At 24.8% G+C, this 22,002-nt stretch carries 24 protein-coding genes; 7 read left to right on the top strand and 17 right to left on the bottom strand.

The window, feature by feature from the left end; translation table 11 throughout:
* Window positions 1-566: reverse transcriptase domain-containing protein (locus PF569_08010; GenBank protein MDA3856175.1), on the bottom strand; the 566-nt coding region annotated here is incomplete at its 3' end.
* Between the two features lie 493 nt (window positions 567-1,059).
* On the opposite strand from PF569_08010, the gene PF569_08015 reads away from it, so the two are divergent.
* On the top strand, window positions 1,060-1,854 hold the full coding sequence (locus PF569_08015; protein ID MDA3856176.1) for a hypothetical protein: 795 nt from the start codon (window positions 1,060-1,062) through the stop codon (window positions 1,852-1,854).
* A 1-nt stretch (window position 1,855) separates the two neighbouring features.
* Here PF569_08015 and PF569_08020 read toward each other — a convergent pair whose 3' ends face one another.
* Window positions 1,856-2,371, bottom strand: coding sequence for a hypothetical protein (locus PF569_08020; GenBank protein ID MDA3856177.1), 516 nt, complete (start codon window positions 2,369-2,371; stop codon window positions 1,856-1,858).
* A 1-nt stretch (window position 2,372) separates the two neighbouring features.
* A complete protein-coding gene (locus PF569_08025; protein MDA3856178.1) occupies window positions 2,373-3,239 on the bottom strand; it encodes a ParA family protein in 867 nt (288 codons plus the stop codon).
* A gap of 652 nt (window positions 3,240-3,891) precedes the next feature.
* Between PF569_08025 and PF569_08030 the strand changes: the two genes are divergently transcribed.
* Complete coding sequence (locus PF569_08030) at window positions 3,892-4,170, top strand: hypothetical protein (GenBank protein MDA3856179.1); 279 nt, start codon at window positions 3,892-3,894, stop codon at window positions 4,168-4,170.
* A gap of 58 nt (window positions 4,171-4,228) precedes the next feature.
* Here the strand turns inward: PF569_08030 and PF569_08035 are convergent, their stop codons facing one another.
* On the bottom strand, window positions 4,229-4,672 hold the full coding sequence (locus PF569_08035) for a hypothetical protein (protein MDA3856180.1): 444 nt from the start codon (window positions 4,670-4,672) through the stop codon (window positions 4,229-4,231).
* A gap of 427 nt (window positions 4,673-5,099) precedes the next feature.
* On the opposite strand from PF569_08035, the gene PF569_08040 reads away from it, so the two are divergent.
* Window positions 5,100-6,395: an AAA family ATPase gene (locus PF569_08040; protein ID MDA3856181.1), complete on the top strand. Its 1,296-nt coding sequence runs from the start codon at window positions 5,100-5,102 to the stop codon at window positions 6,393-6,395.
* Between the two features lie 453 nt (window positions 6,396-6,848).
* Here PF569_08040 and PF569_08045 read toward each other — a convergent pair whose 3' ends face one another.
* Window positions 6,849-8,087 (bottom strand): hypothetical protein, encoded by a 1,239-nt coding sequence (locus tag PF569_08045; GenBank protein MDA3856182.1) that lies wholly within the window; start codon window positions 8,085-8,087, stop codon window positions 6,849-6,851.
* 49 nt (window positions 8,088-8,136) lie between these two features.
* The gene (locus PF569_08050; GenBank protein ID MDA3856183.1) at window positions 8,137-9,780 is read right to left on the bottom strand and encodes a hypothetical protein; all 1,644 of its coding nucleotides are present in this window, start codon (window positions 9,778-9,780) and stop codon (window positions 8,137-8,139) included.
* 210 nt (window positions 9,781-9,990) lie between these two features.
* On the opposite strand from PF569_08050, the gene PF569_08055 reads away from it, so the two are divergent.
* On the top strand, window positions 9,991-10,896 hold the full coding sequence (locus PF569_08055) for a metallophosphoesterase (GenBank protein MDA3856184.1): 906 nt from the start codon (window positions 9,991-9,993) through the stop codon (window positions 10,894-10,896).
* A gap of 66 nt (window positions 10,897-10,962) precedes the next feature.
* Window positions 10,963-11,247 (top strand): hypothetical protein, encoded by a 285-nt coding sequence (locus PF569_08060; protein ID MDA3856185.1) that lies wholly within the window; start codon window positions 10,963-10,965, stop codon window positions 11,245-11,247.
* On the opposite strand, the gene PF569_08065 is transcribed toward PF569_08060, so the two are convergent.
* Window positions 11,244-11,954, bottom strand: a complete 711-nt coding sequence (locus PF569_08065) for an AAA family ATPase (protein MDA3856186.1) — start codon at window positions 11,952-11,954, stop codon at window positions 11,244-11,246. The genes PF569_08060 and PF569_08065 overlap by 4 nt on opposite strands.
* A gap of 208 nt (window positions 11,955-12,162) precedes the next feature.
* On the opposite strand from PF569_08065, the gene PF569_08070 reads away from it, so the two are divergent.
* Window positions 12,163-14,079 (top strand): hypothetical protein, encoded by a 1,917-nt coding sequence (locus PF569_08070; GenBank protein MDA3856187.1) that lies wholly within the window; start codon window positions 12,163-12,165, stop codon window positions 14,077-14,079.
* 5 nt (window positions 14,080-14,084) lie between these two features.
* Here PF569_08070 and PF569_08075 read toward each other — a convergent pair whose 3' ends face one another.
* The 8 genes from PF569_08075 to PF569_08110 all read right to left on the bottom strand — a co-directional run bounded on the left by PF569_08075 (window position 14,085) and on the right by PF569_08110 (window position 19,949).
* On the bottom strand, window positions 14,085-15,116 hold the full coding sequence (locus PF569_08075) for a hypothetical protein (GenBank protein MDA3856188.1): 1,032 nt from the start codon (window positions 15,114-15,116) through the stop codon (window positions 14,085-14,087).
* 55 nt (window positions 15,117-15,171) lie between these two features.
* On the bottom strand, window positions 15,172-15,312 hold the full coding sequence (locus tag PF569_08080) for a hypothetical protein (protein MDA3856189.1): 141 nt from the start codon (window positions 15,310-15,312) through the stop codon (window positions 15,172-15,174).
* On the bottom strand, window positions 15,312-16,535 hold the full coding sequence (locus tag PF569_08085; GenBank protein MDA3856190.1) for a nucleotidyl transferase AbiEii/AbiGii toxin family protein: 1,224 nt from the start codon (window positions 16,533-16,535) through the stop codon (window positions 15,312-15,314). Before PF569_08085 ends, PF569_08080 begins: the two co-directional genes overlap by 1 nt.
* Window position 16,536: 1 nt before the next feature.
* A complete protein-coding gene (locus PF569_08090) occupies window positions 16,537-17,268 on the bottom strand; it encodes a hypothetical protein (GenBank protein ID MDA3856191.1) in 732 nt (243 codons plus the stop codon).
* Between the two features lie 130 nt (window positions 17,269-17,398).
* Window positions 17,399-17,680 carry a hypothetical protein gene (locus PF569_08095; GenBank protein ID MDA3856192.1) on the bottom strand — a complete coding sequence of 94 codons (282 nt, stop codon included), beginning with the start codon at window positions 17,678-17,680 and terminating at the stop codon, window positions 17,399-17,401.
* Between the two features lie 329 nt (window positions 17,681-18,009).
* Complete coding sequence (locus PF569_08100) at window positions 18,010-18,219, bottom strand: hypothetical protein (protein ID MDA3856193.1); 210 nt, start codon at window positions 18,217-18,219, stop codon at window positions 18,010-18,012.
* A 2-nt stretch (window positions 18,220-18,221) separates the two neighbouring features.
* Window positions 18,222-18,398 carry a hypothetical protein gene (locus PF569_08105; GenBank protein ID MDA3856194.1) on the bottom strand — a complete coding sequence of 59 codons (177 nt, stop codon included), beginning with the start codon at window positions 18,396-18,398 and terminating at the stop codon, window positions 18,222-18,224.
* Between the two features lie 198 nt (window positions 18,399-18,596).
* Window positions 18,597-19,949 (bottom strand): Fic family protein, encoded by a 1,353-nt coding sequence (locus PF569_08110; protein MDA3856195.1) that lies wholly within the window; start codon window positions 19,947-19,949, stop codon window positions 18,597-18,599.
* A gap of 409 nt (window positions 19,950-20,358) precedes the next feature.
* Here PF569_08110 and PF569_08115 point away from each other — a divergent pair, with 409 nt between their 5' ends.
* Window positions 20,359-20,628: a hypothetical protein gene (locus tag PF569_08115; GenBank protein MDA3856196.1), complete on the top strand. Its 270-nt coding sequence runs from the start codon at window positions 20,359-20,361 to the stop codon at window positions 20,626-20,628.
* Window positions 20,629-21,047: 419 nt separating this feature from the next.
* Here the strand turns inward: PF569_08115 and PF569_08120 are convergent, their stop codons facing one another.
* Complete coding sequence (locus PF569_08120) at window positions 21,048-21,410, bottom strand: four helix bundle protein (protein MDA3856197.1); 363 nt, start codon at window positions 21,408-21,410, stop codon at window positions 21,048-21,050.
* Between the two features lie 54 nt (window positions 21,411-21,464).
* A complete protein-coding gene (locus PF569_08125) occupies window positions 21,465-21,842 on the bottom strand; it encodes a hypothetical protein (protein ID MDA3856198.1) in 378 nt (125 codons plus the stop codon).
* Window positions 21,843-22,002: the final 160 nt, after the last annotated feature.

The raw sequence follows: 22,002 nt of genomic DNA on the forward strand, positions 1-22,002 counted from the left end.
GAAGTAACATTCCCAATTGGCATTCCTGTTGAATTTTTTGTTAAAGGATTAATTATATTTGTTTCCAAGTAACTTTGAATCACAATTTTTATATATTTTAAGAACTTCTCATCTTTAACATGTCTTTTTATTTGTTCAAATAATATTTCTTGATCTACAGAGGAAAAATATTTTGTTATATCCATTTTTAAGAAATATTTGTATTTTTTACTAAAATTTTGTAATTTTAAAACGCCACTATGACTACCTTTTCCTTTTCTATTAGCAAAAGAATTCTCGATAAATTTCTTTTCAAAAATACTTTCAAGAAATGAAAATATTGCATGATGTAATATATGATCTTCAAAACTTGGTGCATTTATTACTCGTTTTTTACTATCTTCAACAATAAAAGTTCTATATTTTCTATGATGATAAGTAAAATTTCGAATATTGTTTTTTAAATTTAATAAATTTTCCTCCAAATTTTGTTTATATGAAATTACTTCTTTTGTTTTATTTCTTCCTTTATATGCAACTATAAAGGAATTATGTAGATGTTCTATTGAACTAAATTTGTCAAACATTGAAAGTTTTAATTTTTAAAACTTTAAAAAGGAGTTGATTAAAATTTAGGTGAAAATTACCACATAATAGATTTTATCTAAAAATAATAAACTTTCTTCAGAAAGTCTATAGTCAAAAATTTAAATTTAGTTGTATCTTAAAAAAATATCTAAAATTAGATATAATCTCATTATTACAATTTACCATACTAAAGTAACCTATTAATTGGATTATAAGCTTTCCATTAACCCGATAAAGCATATTATTACTAAAATAAACTAAATCTTTCAATCAACTCTTGAAAACGTCCCTATTTAGCGAATTTGTAACTAGAGACTTTCTACTCATAAAATAAATATAAAAACGTAAGTCTTTATATAAAGACTAACCAAACCTTTATAAAGAACGTAAGAGTAAATATATAAACTAACGAAAAAGTAACATTTTCAAAAGGTGGAATGTTTGTCCCCCTGAATATAAATTTATCTTTTCCATAAGAAATAGGTGCTAAAAATGACAAAAAAAGGAAACTCATTAACTGAAGAAGTCTGGGAAAAAGTTGAAATTAATAAACAACAATACGAAGATATACTTTTTTATGGTTGTATTAAGGACTTTGACACATTATTAGTAAAATTTTTTAGAATAGTTGCACCAAGAACTAATGAAGTAGAATTATTAAAATTTGAACATATATATTACGATGTAAATGAATGTGATTTATTTGCTAAATGGATAAGACCAAAATGTCCTTCAAAAGCAACTGAAGAAGAAAAAGAGTTACATCAACTAGAGCTTCAAACTTTAATCAAATTAAAACTCAAAAAAAATGAATTAATTGAAATTAAATACAGAGGATCTAAAACATTCAAAGGAAAACCAAACTATAAACAAAAACAAATTGGAGAATTTAATGATGAAGTTAAAAAACTATTATTAGATCATGAGTACAATTTGAAGGCTAAAAAAACTGATTACGTGTTTAGAACCAATTCTACTAAAAAGTATGCTTTAACTGGCAAATCCATGCTTGAAAGATTCCATAATATCATTAAAAGAACTAACGAAAGACTAATTACAGAAGGAAAGTTAGATAGAGTAATAAAACACCCAGGAGGAACTAGTGAACAGTTTAGATTACATGACCTAGGAAGACATTCATTTGCAAAAAAATTAAAAAATAATTTGAACATGGCAATCCCAATGGCTAAAAAATTAAGACATACACCTGAAACATTAATTAAAAGATATGCAAGACCATCAGTTCGAGATTTTAAAGAAATATATAGAGATTTAGAAAAACAATAAATTATAAATCTAATTTATGTAAATGCCTAATTAATTCTTCCTTTGTAACTTTCAAATTTCCTCTTTCATCTACAAACTCAAAAATATCAAATAATTTAAATTTATGATATAAAGATGCCATGTGCATAAAATAATCTCCTTTTGGAAAATCTTCATGTTTTTCAACAACTCTTAAATCAGAAAGCTTTAATTTTAAATTAGTATAATCTTTCTCTAAGTCTTCATCAATATACCCCCTGATAATTCTAAATGAAACAGGTTTTCTTTCTTGAGAAAATTTTATGGGTGTTAAACCTTCAAATCTTTCCAAACTAGTATATTTAGGCACATAAGGAGTTTCAATTTTTGGAGGAATTGAAGGAATTATAACTTCTTCTTTTCTAACTTCAGGAGTTTTTTTAACTCTATCTATTGCTCTTGAAACACTTTTCGGAACTGTTTTTTTAACAGGAATTCTTTCCTCTATAACATTTCTATTTTCTGCAAAAGGATTTACAGGACTATTGCTACCAAACATTTTAACCTAAAACCTCTATAATTTTTTCTGCTAACTTTTTAAAATCTTTCTTAGCATGACTTCCAAACACTTTACTAAACATCCCCAAGATAAATCTTTTTTCTTTTTCTTCCTCCATATCAATTGCAGTCTTACCATATACATAAGACATCTCAATATTTTGGTTACTTTTAATAGGTTCACTAGTAAAAATTTTAATATTAGGATTGATAGTCTGAGAATTTGAATCTAAATTTTGTTCCATCATACTTTCAATTTGAGAATTAATTTCTCTCCCTTTATGATAATTATTTGGAACTGCTAAAATCTTTGGAGACAAATTAATTAAATTACCAGATTTCTCCAATGCAGATAAATCATTAATTGTAGAAACAAATCCACGAACTGAATTAATTGAATACATATAAGGTGCAATAATTAAATCCGAACATGCCAAACTAATTTTTGTAATTGGATCTGAAACATTAGGAGTCATATCCATAATAATTAAATCATAACTTTCTAATAATTTATTTTTTTCTAAAACTTCATACATTTTTTTAAAATGTTTTTTTGAAGTAAAAGGATATTGAATTTTTGTCAATCTAGGATCTGAAACAATTATATCAAGATTACCAATAACTCGATTGATTAATTTATTCAAATCTAATTTTTTGCTACACAATAAATCGTAGCTCGTCTGAATATGAGATGGATAATTAGGTACAAATACACTCGATAAATTTGATTGAGGATCCAAATCAATTAGAAGTACCCTTTTATTAAAATCAGACGCCAAAATCCTACCTAGATTAACAGAAATACTAGTCCTACCAACTCCACCTTTAGAGGATTTTATAGGAATTATTTTAGCCCTTGTTTGATTCATAGTATAATATAAATTTTACTCATTTATATAGTTTTCGTAAAAGTTTACCTTGTAAACTACGTAAACGTAAACTAAGTAAACAACGTAAACACATTAAAAACAACATATACTTAAAGAGACCCACAATACATAAATATTAAACGTAAACGCACGTAAACGTAGTAAACACATAATACGTTTACGCTGTAAACTAAAGTAAATTAAAAAATAAAGTAAATTAAAAAAAACGAACAATAAATAATTAAAATTACTTATAATAGCATTTAATGAAAGTTTACGAACGTAAACGCAGTAAACAACTATTATGTTTACAACGTAAACGTAATCAATAAAGATAAATATTTAAACCTCATATAATCCTCTAAAGTACAAATTATCACGTAAACGAACGTTTACATCTCTATAAAAATATTATAATAATTAAATTAAAAATATAGTATGAACTAATAATATACAGTGAATTATTTAATTAAAGTATTTAAAATGATAAGTTTACCTACGTTTACGTTGTAAACTTAAAGAATAGTAATAGTAATTAAAACTAATAATTTCTAATCAAAATAAAATAACTAAGCTTTAAAGGTAATTTACGATAACTTTTATAAAACCTGAAGACTATATTATAATAGAATTAAACTATCAAATTAAAAAAATGTTAATTGAAGAAACAAAATCATATATAGAAAAAGGTTTAACTGAATCAGATAAAACCGCATTAATAAATCTAATTAATAATGTATTAAAATCTAAAAAGAAAACTTTTAACTGGAACGAATGTTTGAACTTTATTAAAGAATCAGATAAAGAATCTAAGTTATCTTCATTCGAGGATCTTGCTATATACACTAAAATTGGCTCATCTATGCCAGTTAAATTAAAGTTTAATATAGAATTAATTAATAATATAAAAGTCTTCTTAGAAGAGCTTTAAACACACACACACCATTATCGCCTAACAAATTAAAAAAATAATATTAACAGCTATTTTTCTAAATTTTTTTAATAATTACTAATTCTAATATTTGTTGTTTCATTTTTTCACAAACAGATAAAGAGTTATGAGAAATATTAATTAATTCATCAAATGAAATATTCAAAAAATCATTAGTTGTAATAATTCCTCCTTTTACTAATCTTTCAATAGTAGATGGACCTAAACCCATTAAATCTAAAGTTGCAAGTTCTAAATTTAATCTATCTTCATTTAATTTTTTAGGAAATTTATATCTATTATCATTTAATAAATCTTGAATCTCTGGAAATTTTAATATTTCATTCATTAATAATAATTTATTTCTTGCATTTCTAAAATAATAATAATCATTTGAATTTGGATCTGCTTTTAATTGCATATTAAGTTTACTAAGTAAAGCTAAGGCTTGTTTATTAGGAAAAAACTCATTTATTAATTTCTTCAGTTCTCTTTTTACCATATTAGAGTATTTATTCACTCTAATATATAAACTTAACTATTTGAGTATTAAAATACTCTATTATTAATTATTAAAATTATTTCTATTAAATTTAAAAATTAAATTCCTCTCTAAACTACCAAATTAAAGCTTTTAAAAAAAATCATTATTATATTATATATTATATATATTACTTTATAAATAACTCTATTAGTAAGTAGTAGTATGTAAAAAGTAAGAAGAAGACTTGTATTGTTATTATTTAATAATTTGTTAGGCGATAAAGGTGTGTGTCTGTCAAGGGTTATTTTTAGCAAGAAAAAAGAGCTATATTTAACCTATTATTAATAGTTATTTTTTTATTGAAATTATTAATAGAATATTTGTTAGGCGGTGGATACTCAAACAACGCGTAAGTTTATAAATACTCTAAACCCTAAGTAAGTAGATGGCAGATGATTTTACAGATAGTTTAATTAATACACATTTTAAGAGAAAAGATTTTTTTATTAACCATGATGTATTTGATCCTAAATATAGACTTGAAACAATTAAATTTCGGGATGATCAACAAAAAGAATTAATGAATGGCTTTAGTCCATTGTTAAGAGGTCAAAAAGCAAGGAATGTTTTTTGCTTTGGAAAAACAGGAACAGGTAAAACTCTAACTACTAATTATCTTCTTTCAAAACTTAAAGAAGCAATTGAGCAAAAAAATAAAGTTGAGACTAAAAAAATTAAAGAGATGTTACATTACACATTTAATTGTAAAATTTCAGGAGAGACATTAACGCCTTATCAACTCCTTCAAAATATTTTAAAAAAATTAGGAGTAAATATTCCCGCAGGACATTCAACTAAAAATTTATACAATTTCTTTTTTGAACATTTTAAAGATATAGATAAAAATGTTGTTTTAGTTTTTGATGAGTTAGATTCTTTTATTAAAAAAAACTCAGATGAACTTTTATATGCAATTTTAAGAGTTCATGAAGAGTACCCAGATGTGAAAGCAACATTTTCAATTGTAGGTATTTCAAATCGAAGTGATCTTAGTTCTTTGATTAGTCCAAAAAATAAAACTATGTTAAGTCCTATTACTGTAACTTTTTTTCCTTATAATGCAATGCAGTTAAAAGAAATTTTAGAAGAGAGAGAAGAACTTGGTTTAAAGAAAGGGTGTTGTGATGAAGAAGTTATTCCTAGATGTTCAGCAAGAGGGGCCCAAGATAATGGAGATGCAAGAAAAACAATCGGTTATTTGAAATTCTGCGTAGAACTTTCAGTTTCTGAGGGTTATGATAAGGTTTCATCAAAACTCATCGATAAAGCCGTTAGAGAAGCCGAGTTGGATGAACTATTTGCTTCTATCAAAGGTTTACCTAAGCAAGAACAAGCAGTTCTTTATTCTATCCTTATGAAAAATAGAAAAAAGAAAGGAACTGTACATGGAAAACCACAAATTGTTTATGAACCAGCCTCAGTAAATAGTATTTATGAATATTATATTGAGTTTGTAAAAACAGTTTCTATTTCTAATTCACTTTCACTTAGAAGGACTAGAGAAATTATTGCAAGTTTCGATGATGAAGATGGTTCAGGATTAGTAACTTCAAGAATTAATCATCAAGGAATTAGAGGTAGGGAAAAATTAGTTTCATTTGATTATCCTAAAGATATTAGAAAAAAAGTTTTTGAAGTTCTTGAACTTGATCTTCATATTGATTTAACTAATTATGAATGAATAAATATTCATTATTTTTCTAAGTTTAATTATCTATTTTTGTTTAATTTATATTATTTTTAGTATGTCTATTTATTATTCTTAAAAACTTCACGTTTACGTTGTTTACATTTACGTTTACGTTAGAAATAGTTGTTAGGCGGTCAGGGTGTGGTAGTCCATTTTCATTAAGTATTTTTAGTGGTTATATTAATAGTTTTTAGTTTACAAAGTAAACGTTCGTTTACGTTATTTTTATTAGCGTTTACGCTAGAAATAGTTGTTAGGCGGTCGGGGTGTGGTAAGTAATTGTACTTTTATATTAATTCATTAATTTCATCTTAATATTATTTATTTATTTTAGTTTAATATACTCGTTTACGTTGTTTTTAATAGCGTTTACGTAATTTATATTTTTATTGTAGGATTAAAAATATACTATTTCAATCCTATATTTTTAGCAATTTTTAAAACTTATTCCCAGTTGATCCAATTACTTGAAGCTTCATTTGAAGTTACCTCATCATTACTTGCAACGACATAAATTTTGAACGCATATCCAGATGGTGAGTGTAGATTTGTAACTGAAAATTCGTAACTCCCATCAGAGTCAATATCAACTTTTTTACTAGTAACACTATCCCAAACTTTGCTCTCATCTGAGGTTAATAATGCAACATAAACCTTGGTATTTTCTGCATCTTTTGACCCTAAATTTTTAACAATTACATCTACATCAGTATAAACATCTACGTTATTATATGAGTAACTTGAAGTAAAATCTACCTCCAATTTTGACCTAGAATAGATAGGATTTACTATTGCTTTTTCACTTTCTATGTTCTCAGGTATTGTTCCAATATCCCAATTTTCACCTGTAGTTTCAAGATAACAATAGTCATTTCCTTGATATGAATAGTAAGATTCACCATCATCATGATCACATTTTACTCCTACTGCAACGTGTCCAGGGAAGGTTAATAATGCAACTCCGTATCCCATTTCATTTAAAATTGCAGAGGCTAGAATGGAAGTATCCTCACAATCTCCTCCATTTTCATAGAAAGTTTCATACGGAAATCGAGGATATTCATCAAATCCAGTTGTCACATCATCAGATGTATAGGGTAAATATTGAACAAAAGAGATGATAAAATAAGGGATTTCATCATCTGATAAGCCACTTTCTTTAGCATATTTTTCTAATTCTTCTGTAATACTTTCTATGAAATCTTTACTATATTGGTCAGAAGCAAAGAGATCAAAGTCCCTAATTCTTTCTCTATTTTTGAAAAATTCATAGTATTCTTTGTCAATATTAAAGGAAATCCCATAGTCATTTCCATCATAACTCCACCTAAAATTTCTATTATTTTCATCTTCTTCAGGTAGGTTTAATTCAATTTTATCTTCAAAATCTATAACTACTTCTTCAGTTTCATCATTAAAATCGAACTCAATAACCTCTTCATTTTCCTCATAATCTATGATGATTTCTTCAAAATTATTGTCATTTTCAACAGAATTCTCTTCAATATAGTAGTCATTATTCTCTTGATTTGGACCAAGTTTTCCTTCTTCGGGAGAGTATGGTGAGTATAATGATGGACTTATTTTATCATCATTTTCAACTTCAGAAGTAGTTGAACAACCTGAAATTAAGAATAAAATTAGTGCAATAACAAGTAGAATTTTTCTTTTTATTTGTATCATATTTAATTGTTTTATATATTTTATAAGATTAAAATACTTATAAAGTTGGTTACATATTCAAGATTTCTTTCCAATTTTCACCATAATATTCTCTCATTTGTTTCTCCATATCTGTTAATTCTGAAGTTTTTTTACTTATTTTTTCTTGTTTTATTAGAGTTTTTGCACTTTGTTTTAGGACATCTTTTGTCTTATATATGTCAGACATTTCAAATAAATTTAATGCTATTTTACAACTTTCTCTAACATCATCATGAGAATGTAGGCTTAACATAAACCCTAATTCTTTAATATTTTTGATACCTTTTTCATGTAAAGTCTTTCTCCAAGTTGAATATAATCCTTTAATTTTGAAGCATTTTTTACCTATTTCTCTTCTTGAAATATTACTTTCATGAATATTTTTAACAAGTTCTAAGTTAGAATGATTAAGAATTCTATTCATTGAAGCCTTTGATATTCCAGTATATCTTCTAAGTAAATTACTCTTCCCTTCATTAATAATGTCAATAAAATTAGGAGTGTAATGAATATGTCTATCTCCTTTTTCTTTAGCTACAAATTGTCTAGTTACAAACCCACCTTTAGTCATTTGATTTAAAAATTTTCTAGTATTTCCTTTTTCATAATGAGCTAATGAGAGTGGTTTAAAGATTTTTTTATCAATATAATCACATGCGTAATCAAATGCAAAAGACCTGGAATAAATGTTTTGAATATCGCTAAAGTTGTTTATATCAGACTCCTCATTAATAATTCCATACTTTAACTTTAATTTATCAGTCTTTAGAACTTCTTTATATTTCAGTTTTATTAGTTGTAATACTTTATATCTTTTAGCATCGGCATAAACCTCCATAACATCATTAATATGATGTCTATGGTCGAATTCAAAATCCATATCTAGTTTAATTTTATTGGGATCATTATTCTCAATAAAGGTTTTTAAGTGTTCTAAATCTTTAGAATGTTTAGTTTCAAACTTGTTATTAGCATTATTTAATCTTAATAATTCTCTATTAAATTCCTTTAATTTACCTGAAATTGAATCTTGAGCATATATTTCATCTCTTTTAAATTCTTCATCAGTTCCTTCCTTAGTTGGATCAAATGCACCTCCATAACCTCCCATGTCTGCCTTAATAACTTGTTTCTTTTCAAGATCTCTAATTATTCTTTCAATTCTAAATACTTCTTGTAAGTTTTCAAAATACTTAGATGAGTCTTTAGAAGTTAGATTTAGAATAGTATTAGTTAGTTTATCTTTAGAATTAATTTTTTTCTCAAATATTGTATCTAAATCTGAAAGAGAAGGATCACTAACTCCTGTTACATGTTGAAGCCACCTTAAGTGTTGATTATTTAATGTACCATGTTCATGAATAGTTTTAAGTAGCTCTTCTCTTTCCTTAAGAGTTTTAACATTTTTAACTTCTGTATCCTTGTATAACTCATCAAATTCAAGTGCATTATATTTAGATTTTAATTGTGATATTCGCTTAAATATAGTTTCTCCTGTTTGTTTTGCAACAGTTAGTCCTCGAATACTATCTAAATTAATCCTTTTAGGATTTTTCCCTTCATATTTAATAAATATTTTTTTTGAAGGATAACCTGAAACTATTCTAACTGAAGTACAAGTTTGCCAATATATTGGTTTTCCTTTTTGATGATTTGCTGTAATTCCCGCCATGTTTTTTATTTACCTACTAATATAATTACTAACATAATTTATAAACCTTTATCATTGTTTTAAAGAAAAGAAAGGTTTCCCCCGTACCCCCTTCCAAAGAAAAGAAAGAAAAAAGTAGGCAAAAAAGAAAGAAAAGAAAGTTTTAGTTCGTCTGCCGACGACTATAATAACAAAAGTTTTTATAGTTGTTAATTTATATTTTTATTAAGAATGGAATTAAGAAAATCTTCAAATTCAACTAAAAAAATATTAAATCAGGATTTCAAACACTTTAGTATTAATGATATTTTATTTATTTCTGATTTTGAGTTTATTTCAAGTGAATTTCATAAAGGAGAAACTTCAGAATCTTTTAATCATCTTTTAGAGATTTTTAAGTCATTAAAACCTAAATTAATAGTATTTATGGGAGATATTTTTTCAACTACTTATGCTAAAAGTTACATGCATTCCAGCCATCATTTTCAAAAATATTATGATTTAAAAGTATATAAAAAGAAAAATCAAAAGAAAGAAATTTTAGATGAACATATTGAAGATTTAGAGAGGGAATTTGATTTTCATAAAGGTTTTGTTGAATTTATTGATAGATTAAGTAAATTTAAAACTCCAATTATTTGGTATAGGGGAAATCATGACTATAATGTTAAAGATTACATTGATTCAACATTTATTCCAAATAGAGACGTAATCAATGAAATGATTCATTTTCCTGATGATTACGAGATAATTCAATTAAAAGATTCTAATTTATTTGGGTTCAATTTAAAAGAAGATTCAGAAAGATTAGATTATTTATACAAATATTTACACTTAGAGATAGAAGAAGAAGCATTACACAAGTTTTTATTAGATAATGATTTTATATTTTGTTCACATTTACCTTCAAAATTAACTCATAAAAATAGAGGATCTATTGTAGTTGATGAATTTCTTAAGAAATATGATGTAAAATCTATGGTTTCAGGTCATGCTTCAGGAAAATATTCTTTACAAGATTACAATATTAATTTTTTAAATTCCACTTTTGAAAATAAGAAATACCCATCTAAAAACCAATTTAAATTAGGTTTTGATGTATCAAATAATAATAAACTTTTAAATAATTTTTTTTAATAATTGATATTAACTTATTGTTTAGAGAAGAAAAGCTTTTATATTAGTAAATGTATTAGTATATATATGGACAGGATATTATTTGATTATGTGTATAAAGCTAAAAATAGAATGCAGATTCTAATGACTTTAGAAAAACATTTCAAAAATCCAGCACAAATTAGTGAAGATACAGGTATTTTTCTTTCTGTAATTTCTAAACGATTAGTTGAACTAGTTGAAAAGAAACTTGTTTTTATTGAAAATGAAGATCTTCCAAGAAAAAAGTTGTACACAGTAACTGAAGAAGGTAAAAAAATGTGTCGTACAATTAGAAAATTTGAAAAAAATAAACCTATTAGGTTTAATTAGTTCATTAATTTTGAAAGTTTTTTTCTTTTAATTATGAAGCCTTCTATAGGATCTAATTCCATAGTTGAAGGGCTAGAATCTATTTCAGTTGCTCTCATTTTTTCAATAGTAATTTTTTTATTACTATGAGCTTCTTGCGAATTTTCTATTTTAATAATTCCATCACAATTGAATTTAAGAGGTTCAATTATTTTTTTATCATAATCTGAAGCAACTAGAAATATAGTCGCATTAGTACAATCGGAAAGTTTAGAAATTGTATTATATACTTCTTTCTCAAAGTTTTTATTTATTTTTTCAGAAGAAGCAGATTGATGAATTAAGTTTGTAACTGAATCAATTATCACTCTTTTAGCTCCTGAATCATTTATAATATCTCTAACTTGTTTAACTAAATCTGAATCAAATTCTCCTTTAAATGATATTATTTTAAATAATGGATCTTTTTTATCTAATTGATTAAATTTCCAACCAAAATTATTTGCTTGTCTAATTAAGTGTTTTTCTGTTTCTTCAAATGTGAAATATATAGTCTTATCCCATAATTCTTTAACTCCAAAGTATGATGATTGCAAACAAAAAAGAGTTTTACCAACCCCTGGATTTCCATAAATCATAACTTGATTTCCTAAAGGAATTCCTCCTCCAAGTAAATCATCTAAATTAGGTATTCCTGTATGTAGATGGGAGTTACTTTTTTTGACCATATTATACATTATTTTTTTCTTTTTATAATTCTTATTTAATTTATTTTCCATTTTTTTATAAAAAAGTGTAATTTTCATACTACTTTTTCACAAAAAGTTTATTTTTTGTACTTAAAATCATTTTTTATACACACTTTTTCAGTTAATTTGTTCAAATTTTAAAAATAAAAAAAGTTTAATTTATAAATAATAAAAAATATAGATTTTTATGATGAAAAAATTATTTATCTTGCTTATGATTTTATTCTTAGCAAATTCTGTAATGGCAGGAACTAATGAGGAGATTTATATTACTCCAAATGATTATGACGGCTCACTTAGTGTTAAGTTTGTAACTACAATGTATGTAGATGAATTTGGTTATTATTTAGAACCATTTACTTTTGAAGAATATTTTCCTAAAGCTTCAATTGAAAATTTGAAAATTTCAGATTTTGGTAAAAATAAATTAAGAAAAACCGAACTTCAAAATGATGAAGATCTTATTATTTATCAAATTAAAACTCCCGAAATTCAATATGAAGAACCTTATCAAATATTATATGAATTTAAAATTCCCTATGGAATTTCAAGTTATTTGGGAAATAAAGATATAAATTTCTTCTTATGGAATGAAGGTTTAGAAGAAATTAGAAGGAAAGTTTATTTTTGTAAACCAAGTAATGCTAAAGATTATATTGAATATGATTCAACTCCTATAGAGATGAAAGATAGTTATGAGAGTGAATATGAATCATATAAATCAACTCCAATTTCACCATACACTATAGATCCAATAACATATAATTATAATCCAAATTCTTATGTTGAAGAGGCTTATCCTGATTTTTGTAAATCTGGCAAAAAAGAAAGAATTTATTATAATAATGAATATGGATATGATGAATCTGTGGGTTTTTATAATATTAAATATAATGATGGAACTGGAACATTGGAAACCTTTACTGAAGGACAATTAGAAATTAAATTACCAGATTCATTCTCTCATAAAGCTTCAAATCTCTTGAAAGCTGAAAAAGTAATTACAACTTTAAAAGATGAATATAAATTTGATTTATCTTCACAAATTATAATTAAAGTAGTAGATGATAATGATAAAGTATTTGATACATACAAAGAAGCAGCAGATATATTATGTTATGAAGGTGGTCAATGTTTTTTTAAGAATTCAGGTTATATCACCGAAGATTTAAGTTATGATTTAGCTAATACTATTTTAACTTTAATTGTTGCTTCATCAATTGAAACTTATGGTGAACTGGAAACAAATTGGTTTAGTGATGCTTATCAATTTAAATTAATGTTAGATCTAATGGATAAACATAACTTTGATTCAATTCAGATTAAAAAAGATTTTGAAGAAAACATATTTAATGATTCGGATGTTGAAAATACAAAAATATTAATGGAATTAGAAAAATCATGTCCTCAAGTAATTAAAAAAGTAAATGAGTATATTACTAAAAAAGGAGGAGTTAGTTTTGCAGATGAATTAGCATTTAATAATTTCTTATTATATACTTTTACAAATGTATGTGAAGAAACAGATGCAAAAGCAATTTATGATAAATATGAATTAGTTTATGATAAAGAAGTTCCAACAATTAAAAATTCTTATATTGAATTAAAAAATAAAATTGAACCTTTATCTAATGAACTTAAATTAAATGCTATTGAAGATATAAAAGCAGAATTCTCCGGAATTGAAGCATTGTTTTTAAAAGGTGAATTTACTACTGCTAGTTATAAAATTGAATATCTAACTAATGAATATGAAAACTCAATTTTATCTTTAAAAACTTCCATTGATGAATATATAGAGACTAAAAATAAATTAGAATCTGATACAAGTTTTAATTTATATTCTAGCTCAATTGATGAGTCATTAGAACTTTCTATGAAAGCTTTGAATTATGGTGATTCAAATGGTGCAATTATTCAATTAGAAAATGCAAAAATGGCTCATAAAGAAGCAAAGAAAAACTCATGGATAACTGTTATTATTATCTTAATTATTTGTGGATTAGTTGTAGGATACTTTTATTTGAAATCAAAAAAATCAAAAAAAGAAAAACAACACAACAAATCAAAGAAAAATTATCATTCTAAAAAATTAAAAGAATAATTTTTTCATTTCATTTCATAATAATATTCATAATCAAACCATGAATCAGGTGAAGGAATATCTGTATAATTAAAGGCTAAAGAATCCTTTATTATTTGACCTGGTTCTAATTTTAAATCTTGAATCTCAAATTTCTTTTCAAGTAATTTTCCAGACACAGTATCCTTATCAACTGCTTCAGGTAATTTATAAGAAATATTAACATCTCTTTTACTTACCCAAGTCCTTAATCCTTTGACATAGTAAGGTTTATTCCCTGAATTTTCAATTGTAGATTCAATCTCCCAAGTTACATTATAATCATCACCATCAGGAAAAGTAACACCTGTTATTAATTTGTCTGTGTATGTATTAATGAAATCTGAATCAGATAAAATACTCATTAATTTAATATTATTATTTTGTTCGATTAAAATTTTAGTTGGACTCGATGAATTAATATAGCAATTATTCTTATTTTCAATCATTTGCATTCCGGGTTCAAATGATCCTTTAACAAATAAACATTCATAATTATCTTGTTTAATAAAAATTGAAAGATCAACTTTTTCTAATAATTCGAATCTTAATAAAGTTGGATTTATATTTAATAAATTAAAACTAAAAGATAATTCTGTTACTAAATTATTTGAATGCTTAATGATGTTCATAGTATTTGTTTCAATAATTTGTTTTTTTGATTCTAAAATATCATGAGATTGTTTCTTTTCTTCTAATTCTTCTAATAATTCATCACATTCTTTAATATCTTCTTCAGTTGCAGAAACATAAGGAGAGTCTAATAGACTACATTTGAGATTATATTGTCTATAAACATCCCATAACTTAATCCCACTAATATTAATTTGAGATTTTATTAAAGATAACTCTTTTTCCTTGATTTCAGTAAAATTAATTTCTTTAACTTCTTTTATTTGAGATAAGTTATCTTTAACTTCTTGAGTATTTGAATTTTCTTCAGATATTTGAGTATCAACTTGAGAACACCCTGATAATAACATAATTGATAATAATATTAAACTAAAAACTTTTTTCATATAAAATTAGACTTTTAAGTATTAATAAAGGTTATTGTTAATATCTTAGAAATATTTATTTTATGGGTTCAGTTATGATTTTGATTTTATTAGAATTACATCTAGGACAAGATTTTACTTCAACAATTCCTTTAATTTTATGTTTACAATCATCACATTGTTGTTTATCTTCTTTGATTACTTTTTTTTTCATCATTATTTCAGATTCCTTTTGGCATATTCAATTTCTTTTTTATTTAAGTTCAACATATCTTTAGTTAGATCTAATGTAGTTTTATATAGTTTTTGTGCATCTAGATCTTCTCCTGAACGAAGCATAGTTCTAAGATGTCTTTCAAATTGATTAGTCACTACACGTTCATTGAATTTTTCTTCAACAATTTTTAAGTCAAAATTTCTAATGTCTGTCCCCTTATTTGTGGAATCGTGAATAAAAGCAGCTTTAACTTTGTCTAATTTGATATTTTTTGGCATATTTGCAATATCGTAAAGATCTCTTGGGTGAGTCCTAGTTAATACTGCATTAAACTTAGCTCCATATAACTCTTCAGTACAATAAGAATTAACTTTAAATTTGTTTATTGTTGAAAAAGGATGAGAAAATGAACTATTTTTAGTTGGATAAAAGCTTGTTTTTATTTTAAAATTTAGGTCAACTTCAATTGAATCAGTATTAGCTTCAATATTAATATATTTAATCTTAATATTTGTTGTATTTCTTTCCTTATTTTCGGATTTTTCTATATCTGTATATTTTAGTTCTTTAAGAGTTCTATTAACACAATCAATAATTTCTTTTTTGTTAGGTTTTTCGCTTGAATTGTAGGTAAAATCTAAATCAACTGAAAGTCTAGGTATAACTTTTTTGTTAATAAAATTTAAAGCTGTTCCCCCATAAAATATTAATTTATCTCTAATTAGAGGTTTTTTACTTAATTGTTCTAAAACTTTTGTTAATCTGTAAACTTTCTCTACTTGAGTTTGCCCGAATCCTTCCTTTCTATGATATGTATAAATCTCAAGTGCTTCTTGTTCATTTAATTGATTTGAAGCTCCACCTTCTAATTCAAGTTTAAATAATACATCTTCTTTAATATATAACTCTAGAATATTTTTTATAACGTCTTTTTGAATTTTAGTTTTAGTGTACAAATAGTTGATTAATTCTTCAAAATTATGAATTTCAGAGTCAATATTCTTATTTATTTTTTTATAGACTGCTTTTTTAAATCTCAAAATCTCCATTGTTGAGAGTTCATCTAAATATTTATTTATATTTTTTAGAAGTTCAATATCAATATCACTTTCTTTAATATATTTTAGGAATGTTTGTCTAGGTTCTCCATTCTCATCTCTTTCACATTTAACTAGATGAATATATATATGTCCATGAACTATTACTTTTCTTAAATATACCATTTTACTCTATTTCCTCACTTAACCTATCACTATAATTAATATTTAATTCATTACTTAATAAATTATTTGGTCTTCCTGGTTCAAAGTTAACAGTTTTTTCCAGTTTAAATTCATTCAAAATATTTTTAGTCACTACACCTCCAATGAATTTATAAAAAAATAGAACTCTTGCAGATAATTTAGGGTTATTTATTTTTCTTAAGTATTTAATAATTACATCTAGATCTAAACCATTTCCACCTCTGAAAGCTTTATGAATATTTTCTAAACCATTTGAATATACTATATTTTGAATACACATGATAAAAGTCATTTCTAAATCAGTAGTTTTATATGAGTTTTCACCATGTTCTTTCTCTGTAACTCCACAAGGTATATCCATTTTAATTGGCGTAATTTCTAAATTATCTAATTTTAGAGGTCTTGCTTGTTTTTGTGTTGCAATTACATAACTACCAAATATAAAAAAATAATTTTTATTATAAATGTCTAATGCAGAATAATAAATAAAAGTACAATTTGGATATAATTGTTTAATTAATTCTCTTAAATTAATATCCTTAAAATCATGTGTTGTATAGAAACCCTTTCTTATTTGTTTAATATGTCCTTTCTTTTTAAGTTCATATAAAAATTGTTTTATAGAATGCGGATTTTTAAAATATTGTTCTAAATCTTTGTTTGTAAAGATTTCTTTTTTCTCTAATTCCTTAATTATATCTAAATATTGCATTTTACGATTCTCTAACTATATATATAATATTGTAAAGTTAGTATTATTTATAAGTTTTTTGTTTATTTTACGATTTTCTAACTATAATTAGAAGAAAGTAATATAAAAATATTTTTAGTCACTACAAATTTTATGAGATCTTAAAGGGTTTGTATCTAATATTTTTATCGTCAAGTAACTTACCTGTTTTTTTATCTATATAAAACCATTCTTTCATTTCAAGCATGAACATGACAGATTGTCTAGTTCTTGAAAAGCCTAAACTTTCTTTTAAAGGTTCTACTTTCCATTCTTTATATAAAATTTCAATTATATCAAAATGTTCAATATTAAGTTTTTTATATTCTTTATATTTTTCTTGATACTTCATTGCTATGTTATACAATTCAAGTGTTGTTTCCGTTCCTACCATTTCTTATTTAATTCCTATATTTAATAATTTATATATTTATTCACTATATAACCTTAATTTCTAAATATATATAAATGATTTTCATTATTAATATATTATGGATTTCGCATATTGGTTTATTCAATTAAGTTTATTTAGTCAGGTTCTCTTTGTAATCTCTTGTTTAGCAGTAGTTGGTTTGATAACTCTAGGATTATCTCAATTCTTCGATTAAATTTGGTCACTACATATAATTTACTAAAGTTTTTTCTCTCTGATTTTGAGGATTTTGGTTTGTTTGTTCTAATCTTTTGATAAAGTCAGGATTTGTAATTATATTTTTAATGAAATCAGGCATTTTTACAAACCTCATCAATATCAAAAATCACTTCTTCAGTTGTTTGACTTCCCCACCTAACAAGAGAGTTAAGTGTATTTGAACTATGACATTCATTAATATTATTTTGAATTTGACTTGGAAGTTTACCAAATTCATTCTCAATATCTTCAAACTTAGTCTTTATATTTTCTAGTATTTTTTGAACTTTTTCTTGTTGCATTTTTAACAACCTCCAATTTTTTTGTTATTATATCTAATTAAATCAATTAATTCTTTATTTGTTGTTTCTTCTCTTTCAAATAAGACATTTAAAATATCTTTCATTCCTTGTGAGTATGAACTTAATTCATCGTATAAATCTTTATCTAGTTCATCTAAAAGCTCTTTATATTTATTCATTTCATCAACAAAATACTTATGAAATTTTATTTCTTTTAGGAACTCTTGACAAGTTGTTGTAAATTCTCTTTTTTCCCAAACTATAACTCCATCTATATGGTCTATTAAACCTGTTGGTTCAGTTTTATTAGTTTCAATAATTAATTCAATTGATATGCAAAAAATTAAAAAAAATGTATTACAAACTATTTAGAAAAGTTATGATTCCATTTTTAGATTCATTTTCTTTAAATTATCTAATATTAATGCAATAAAAAATCTCTTTAAATTTTCATCATCTCTTTTTTTTTCTTTTTTAGTATGTTTCATATATTCTAATGAAGCATAAATATCGATTAATGGTAAACCTAATCTTTGTAAAATATAATTAAATAACATTCTTGAAGTTCTTGAATTTCCATCGCCAAAAGGATGAATATGTTGTAATTGGCTATGGACCCAAGTAGCGAAATTAATTTTCTTCATTATGTTCTCTTCATTAGTTTTTCTCAGTACATCTAATTGTGTTAATCTTAGATTAAAGTCTTTAACATAGTTATCCATATCTTTTTCTATATCTTCTACTTCACTCATTTTGAAGTTTAAATTTCCACTAATGTAAACAGGATGATCTCTAAATACTCCTGCGATTTTCTCCCATCCACCTAATTTTTCATATTCTTTTTTATTTATGTCTGTTAAAATAATTTTATGTAAATTTAATATTTCATCAATTCCAAAATATTCTAGATTCATTTCATTATCTAAATATTCTAATGCCTTTTTTGCATTTCTATTTTCATCTATTTCAGTTATTGTATGATTTTTTAATGTTATTGAACCTTCTTCCAATAATTCTTTAACTTCACTAAATCCCATGGTATTTCCTTCTAATGCAGTTGTGTGAGTAATAAAATGAATTCTCCAAGTATTTGAGATTTCTTTATATTTATTGGTATAAATTGCTTTATTCTTATCAAATATTTTTAATTGCTTAACTATTTGTTTTACGTGACTATCAACATCAATAATATCATTATACTTTTCAATATCAATTAATGGTACTTTACCAAATACTTTTAGCACTAATCTTAAAATATAATCATCATTAAAATGAAAAATTGCTGGTTTTTCACTATCACCAATTAATACAAAATTATGTTTAATAAATAAACCAAAATATTTCTTCAAAGTTCTTTCATTAAATTCAGGATAAAACTCAGATAATTTAATATTTCTTCTTCCTAAACCTTTTCTAATAATTTCAACAACAATTTCATTTAGTAAATTATTAGGATCAATTTTTATTTCTTTACAACATTCATATATTTGAAAAATATATTCATCAAATCTTCTATTAACATAAGGTAAATATGTTCCGTCCCCTTTTTCTAAAATATATTCATCTTTTAATAAATTTTTAATATGAAATAAAGCACTATCATAATCTATTTCGAAATAATTAGCAATTTCTTTAACAGAGATCCCTAGTTTTTCAGGGTGTTTCTTTTCTTCTAAATGCTTTTTTCTTAAAGTTAGCATCTCATAAAATACATCATATTTTGTTACCATTTTTAATTTTTTATATCTATTTTGTATAGTAATTGAGTTATTTACCGAACTCCCATACTATATAATATATTCCCATATTTATAAACTTATCTTTTTTTTATTGTTTTTGTGTCTATTTAGCACATAAATTGAGTTATTTACCGAATTTTCATACTAAATAAGAGATATTTAATCATTCCTCAAATGGAAATGGTTCTTCAGGTAATGTTTACTCTGTAAACGTACGTTTACGTTGATATAAATACTAAAATAATTTGTTAGGCGGTCAGGGTGTAGGTGTGCAGTCGATACCTTAAGACCTCAAATGTTTTCGACGTAAACGTTGTTTACATGCTAGTTTAATAAAAAAACATATTAATTTAGACAAATAATAATAAATATGAATCCCATAAGAAGATTGTTCAATTTTATGTTTACTAAAGAAAAAATTGAGAGAATAACTACAATTGATCCTGAAAATCTACATCAAGTGGACCTAGATAAGGCTAGATCTAAAAATTATGATAAGTATAAGAAAACTTATTATTATGAAGAATCTGGTGGAACTAATCTTATGAAAGAACAAAAAAGACTTAGATTAAAAGGAAAAAGAGTCAAACATTGGAGATTAGTCACAAGTGCATTTGATTTCTCAATGGATGAGTACATCCCAATATATCACAAAAATTATAAGAAATAATATCCCTAATTCATCAAATATGTAATTTTTTTGAAATAAGAAATCCCTTAATATATATTTTTAAATTTGGAAGACGTATCTTCCAAAAGTATAATCTAGATTAACCTTATTTTAATTTAAGGTAAGACCAAAACTGTAACCTTTGAAACTCTTAGAAAGTCCTTAGACTTATCACAATCGAGTGAAATAGTAAATGTTACTTACGAGCAACGAAACCCATTGTTCGTGTTCGAGTTCGAAGGACCATTGTTCAAGTTCAGAGCAAACGCACCAGCATTTGCACCATTGTTCCAATTGCCACCACGAAGGAAAACAGCAGGGTTTTTGTATTTGTTTTGATCAAATAATACTAAAAGATAATATTTTATATATTTATCTAATTTTAAATTAATAAAGTGTAAATTATTAACAATTCAATATTAATTTATTTTATATTTTTTAATCATACCCCCTAATAATTTTCCTATTAATTCTGATTTCTCAATTAATAAAGTATATTGATTAAATGGAAGAAAATGTAAATCTTTTGCCAATCTTAAAAGTAATTTAAACTTATCAAAAAGATAAGATATTTTTCTTAGTTGTGCAGTTTTATCATTTTGTTTTAATTTTGTGAATCTATCTAAAGTAATTAACATATCAAGAGCAGTTTCATCAATATTATGTCTTAAAGTAAATTTTTCGCTTTTTGGAAACCTTGCAAGTGAAGGATAAATATTCAAATAAAGGTCATATATTTCATGATATAATAAAAATTCACTATTTGGATTTTTAATCGTCATTTTAAAATACCTTTAAACTGACATAATAAAAAACCATCATCTTTTGTAAAATTATTATTTTTGTCCATTATTTTTATTATTTCCTTCAGGATGTTCTAGTTTTCTTATTAATCCATTCATATATTTTATACTACTATTTATTGTTTGCGAATAATCAGTTTTCACAATATCTAAGTCTCGCAAAATGGATAATTCTATTTGTAATTGAGAAAGCGAAATTCTAACTTTAATATATATTTCTAACTTTCCCTTCATAGACCAATAATTATAACCTGCATTTAAATTTGGAAAAATTATTATAGCATGATTATAAGCATTTTCAATTAATTTTTTATGAGGTGAATTATTTTGTTTCAAATTTTCAAGTTCCTTGAAAATTTTTAGAAAAGTCTCAAAATATTCTCTGTAGATAGGCAAGTCAAACACATCCATTTTAAAAGTCAAAAAAAATCAAACATACTTGCTTTGCATGGATTAAAACTAGGACGGCATTTAGCCGTCCTCCTGAGTTCCAGAAATTCAGAGAGCCAGATTTCTTAAGATTACCCATCATTGGACCAATGTTCATGGTGCATACGAGCAACGAAACCCA

The organism is Candidatus Woesearchaeota archaeon (assembly GCA_027858315.1).
In the GTDB taxonomy this organism is placed as follows: Archaea; Nanobdellota; Nanobdellia; order Woesearchaeales; family UBA583; genus UBA583.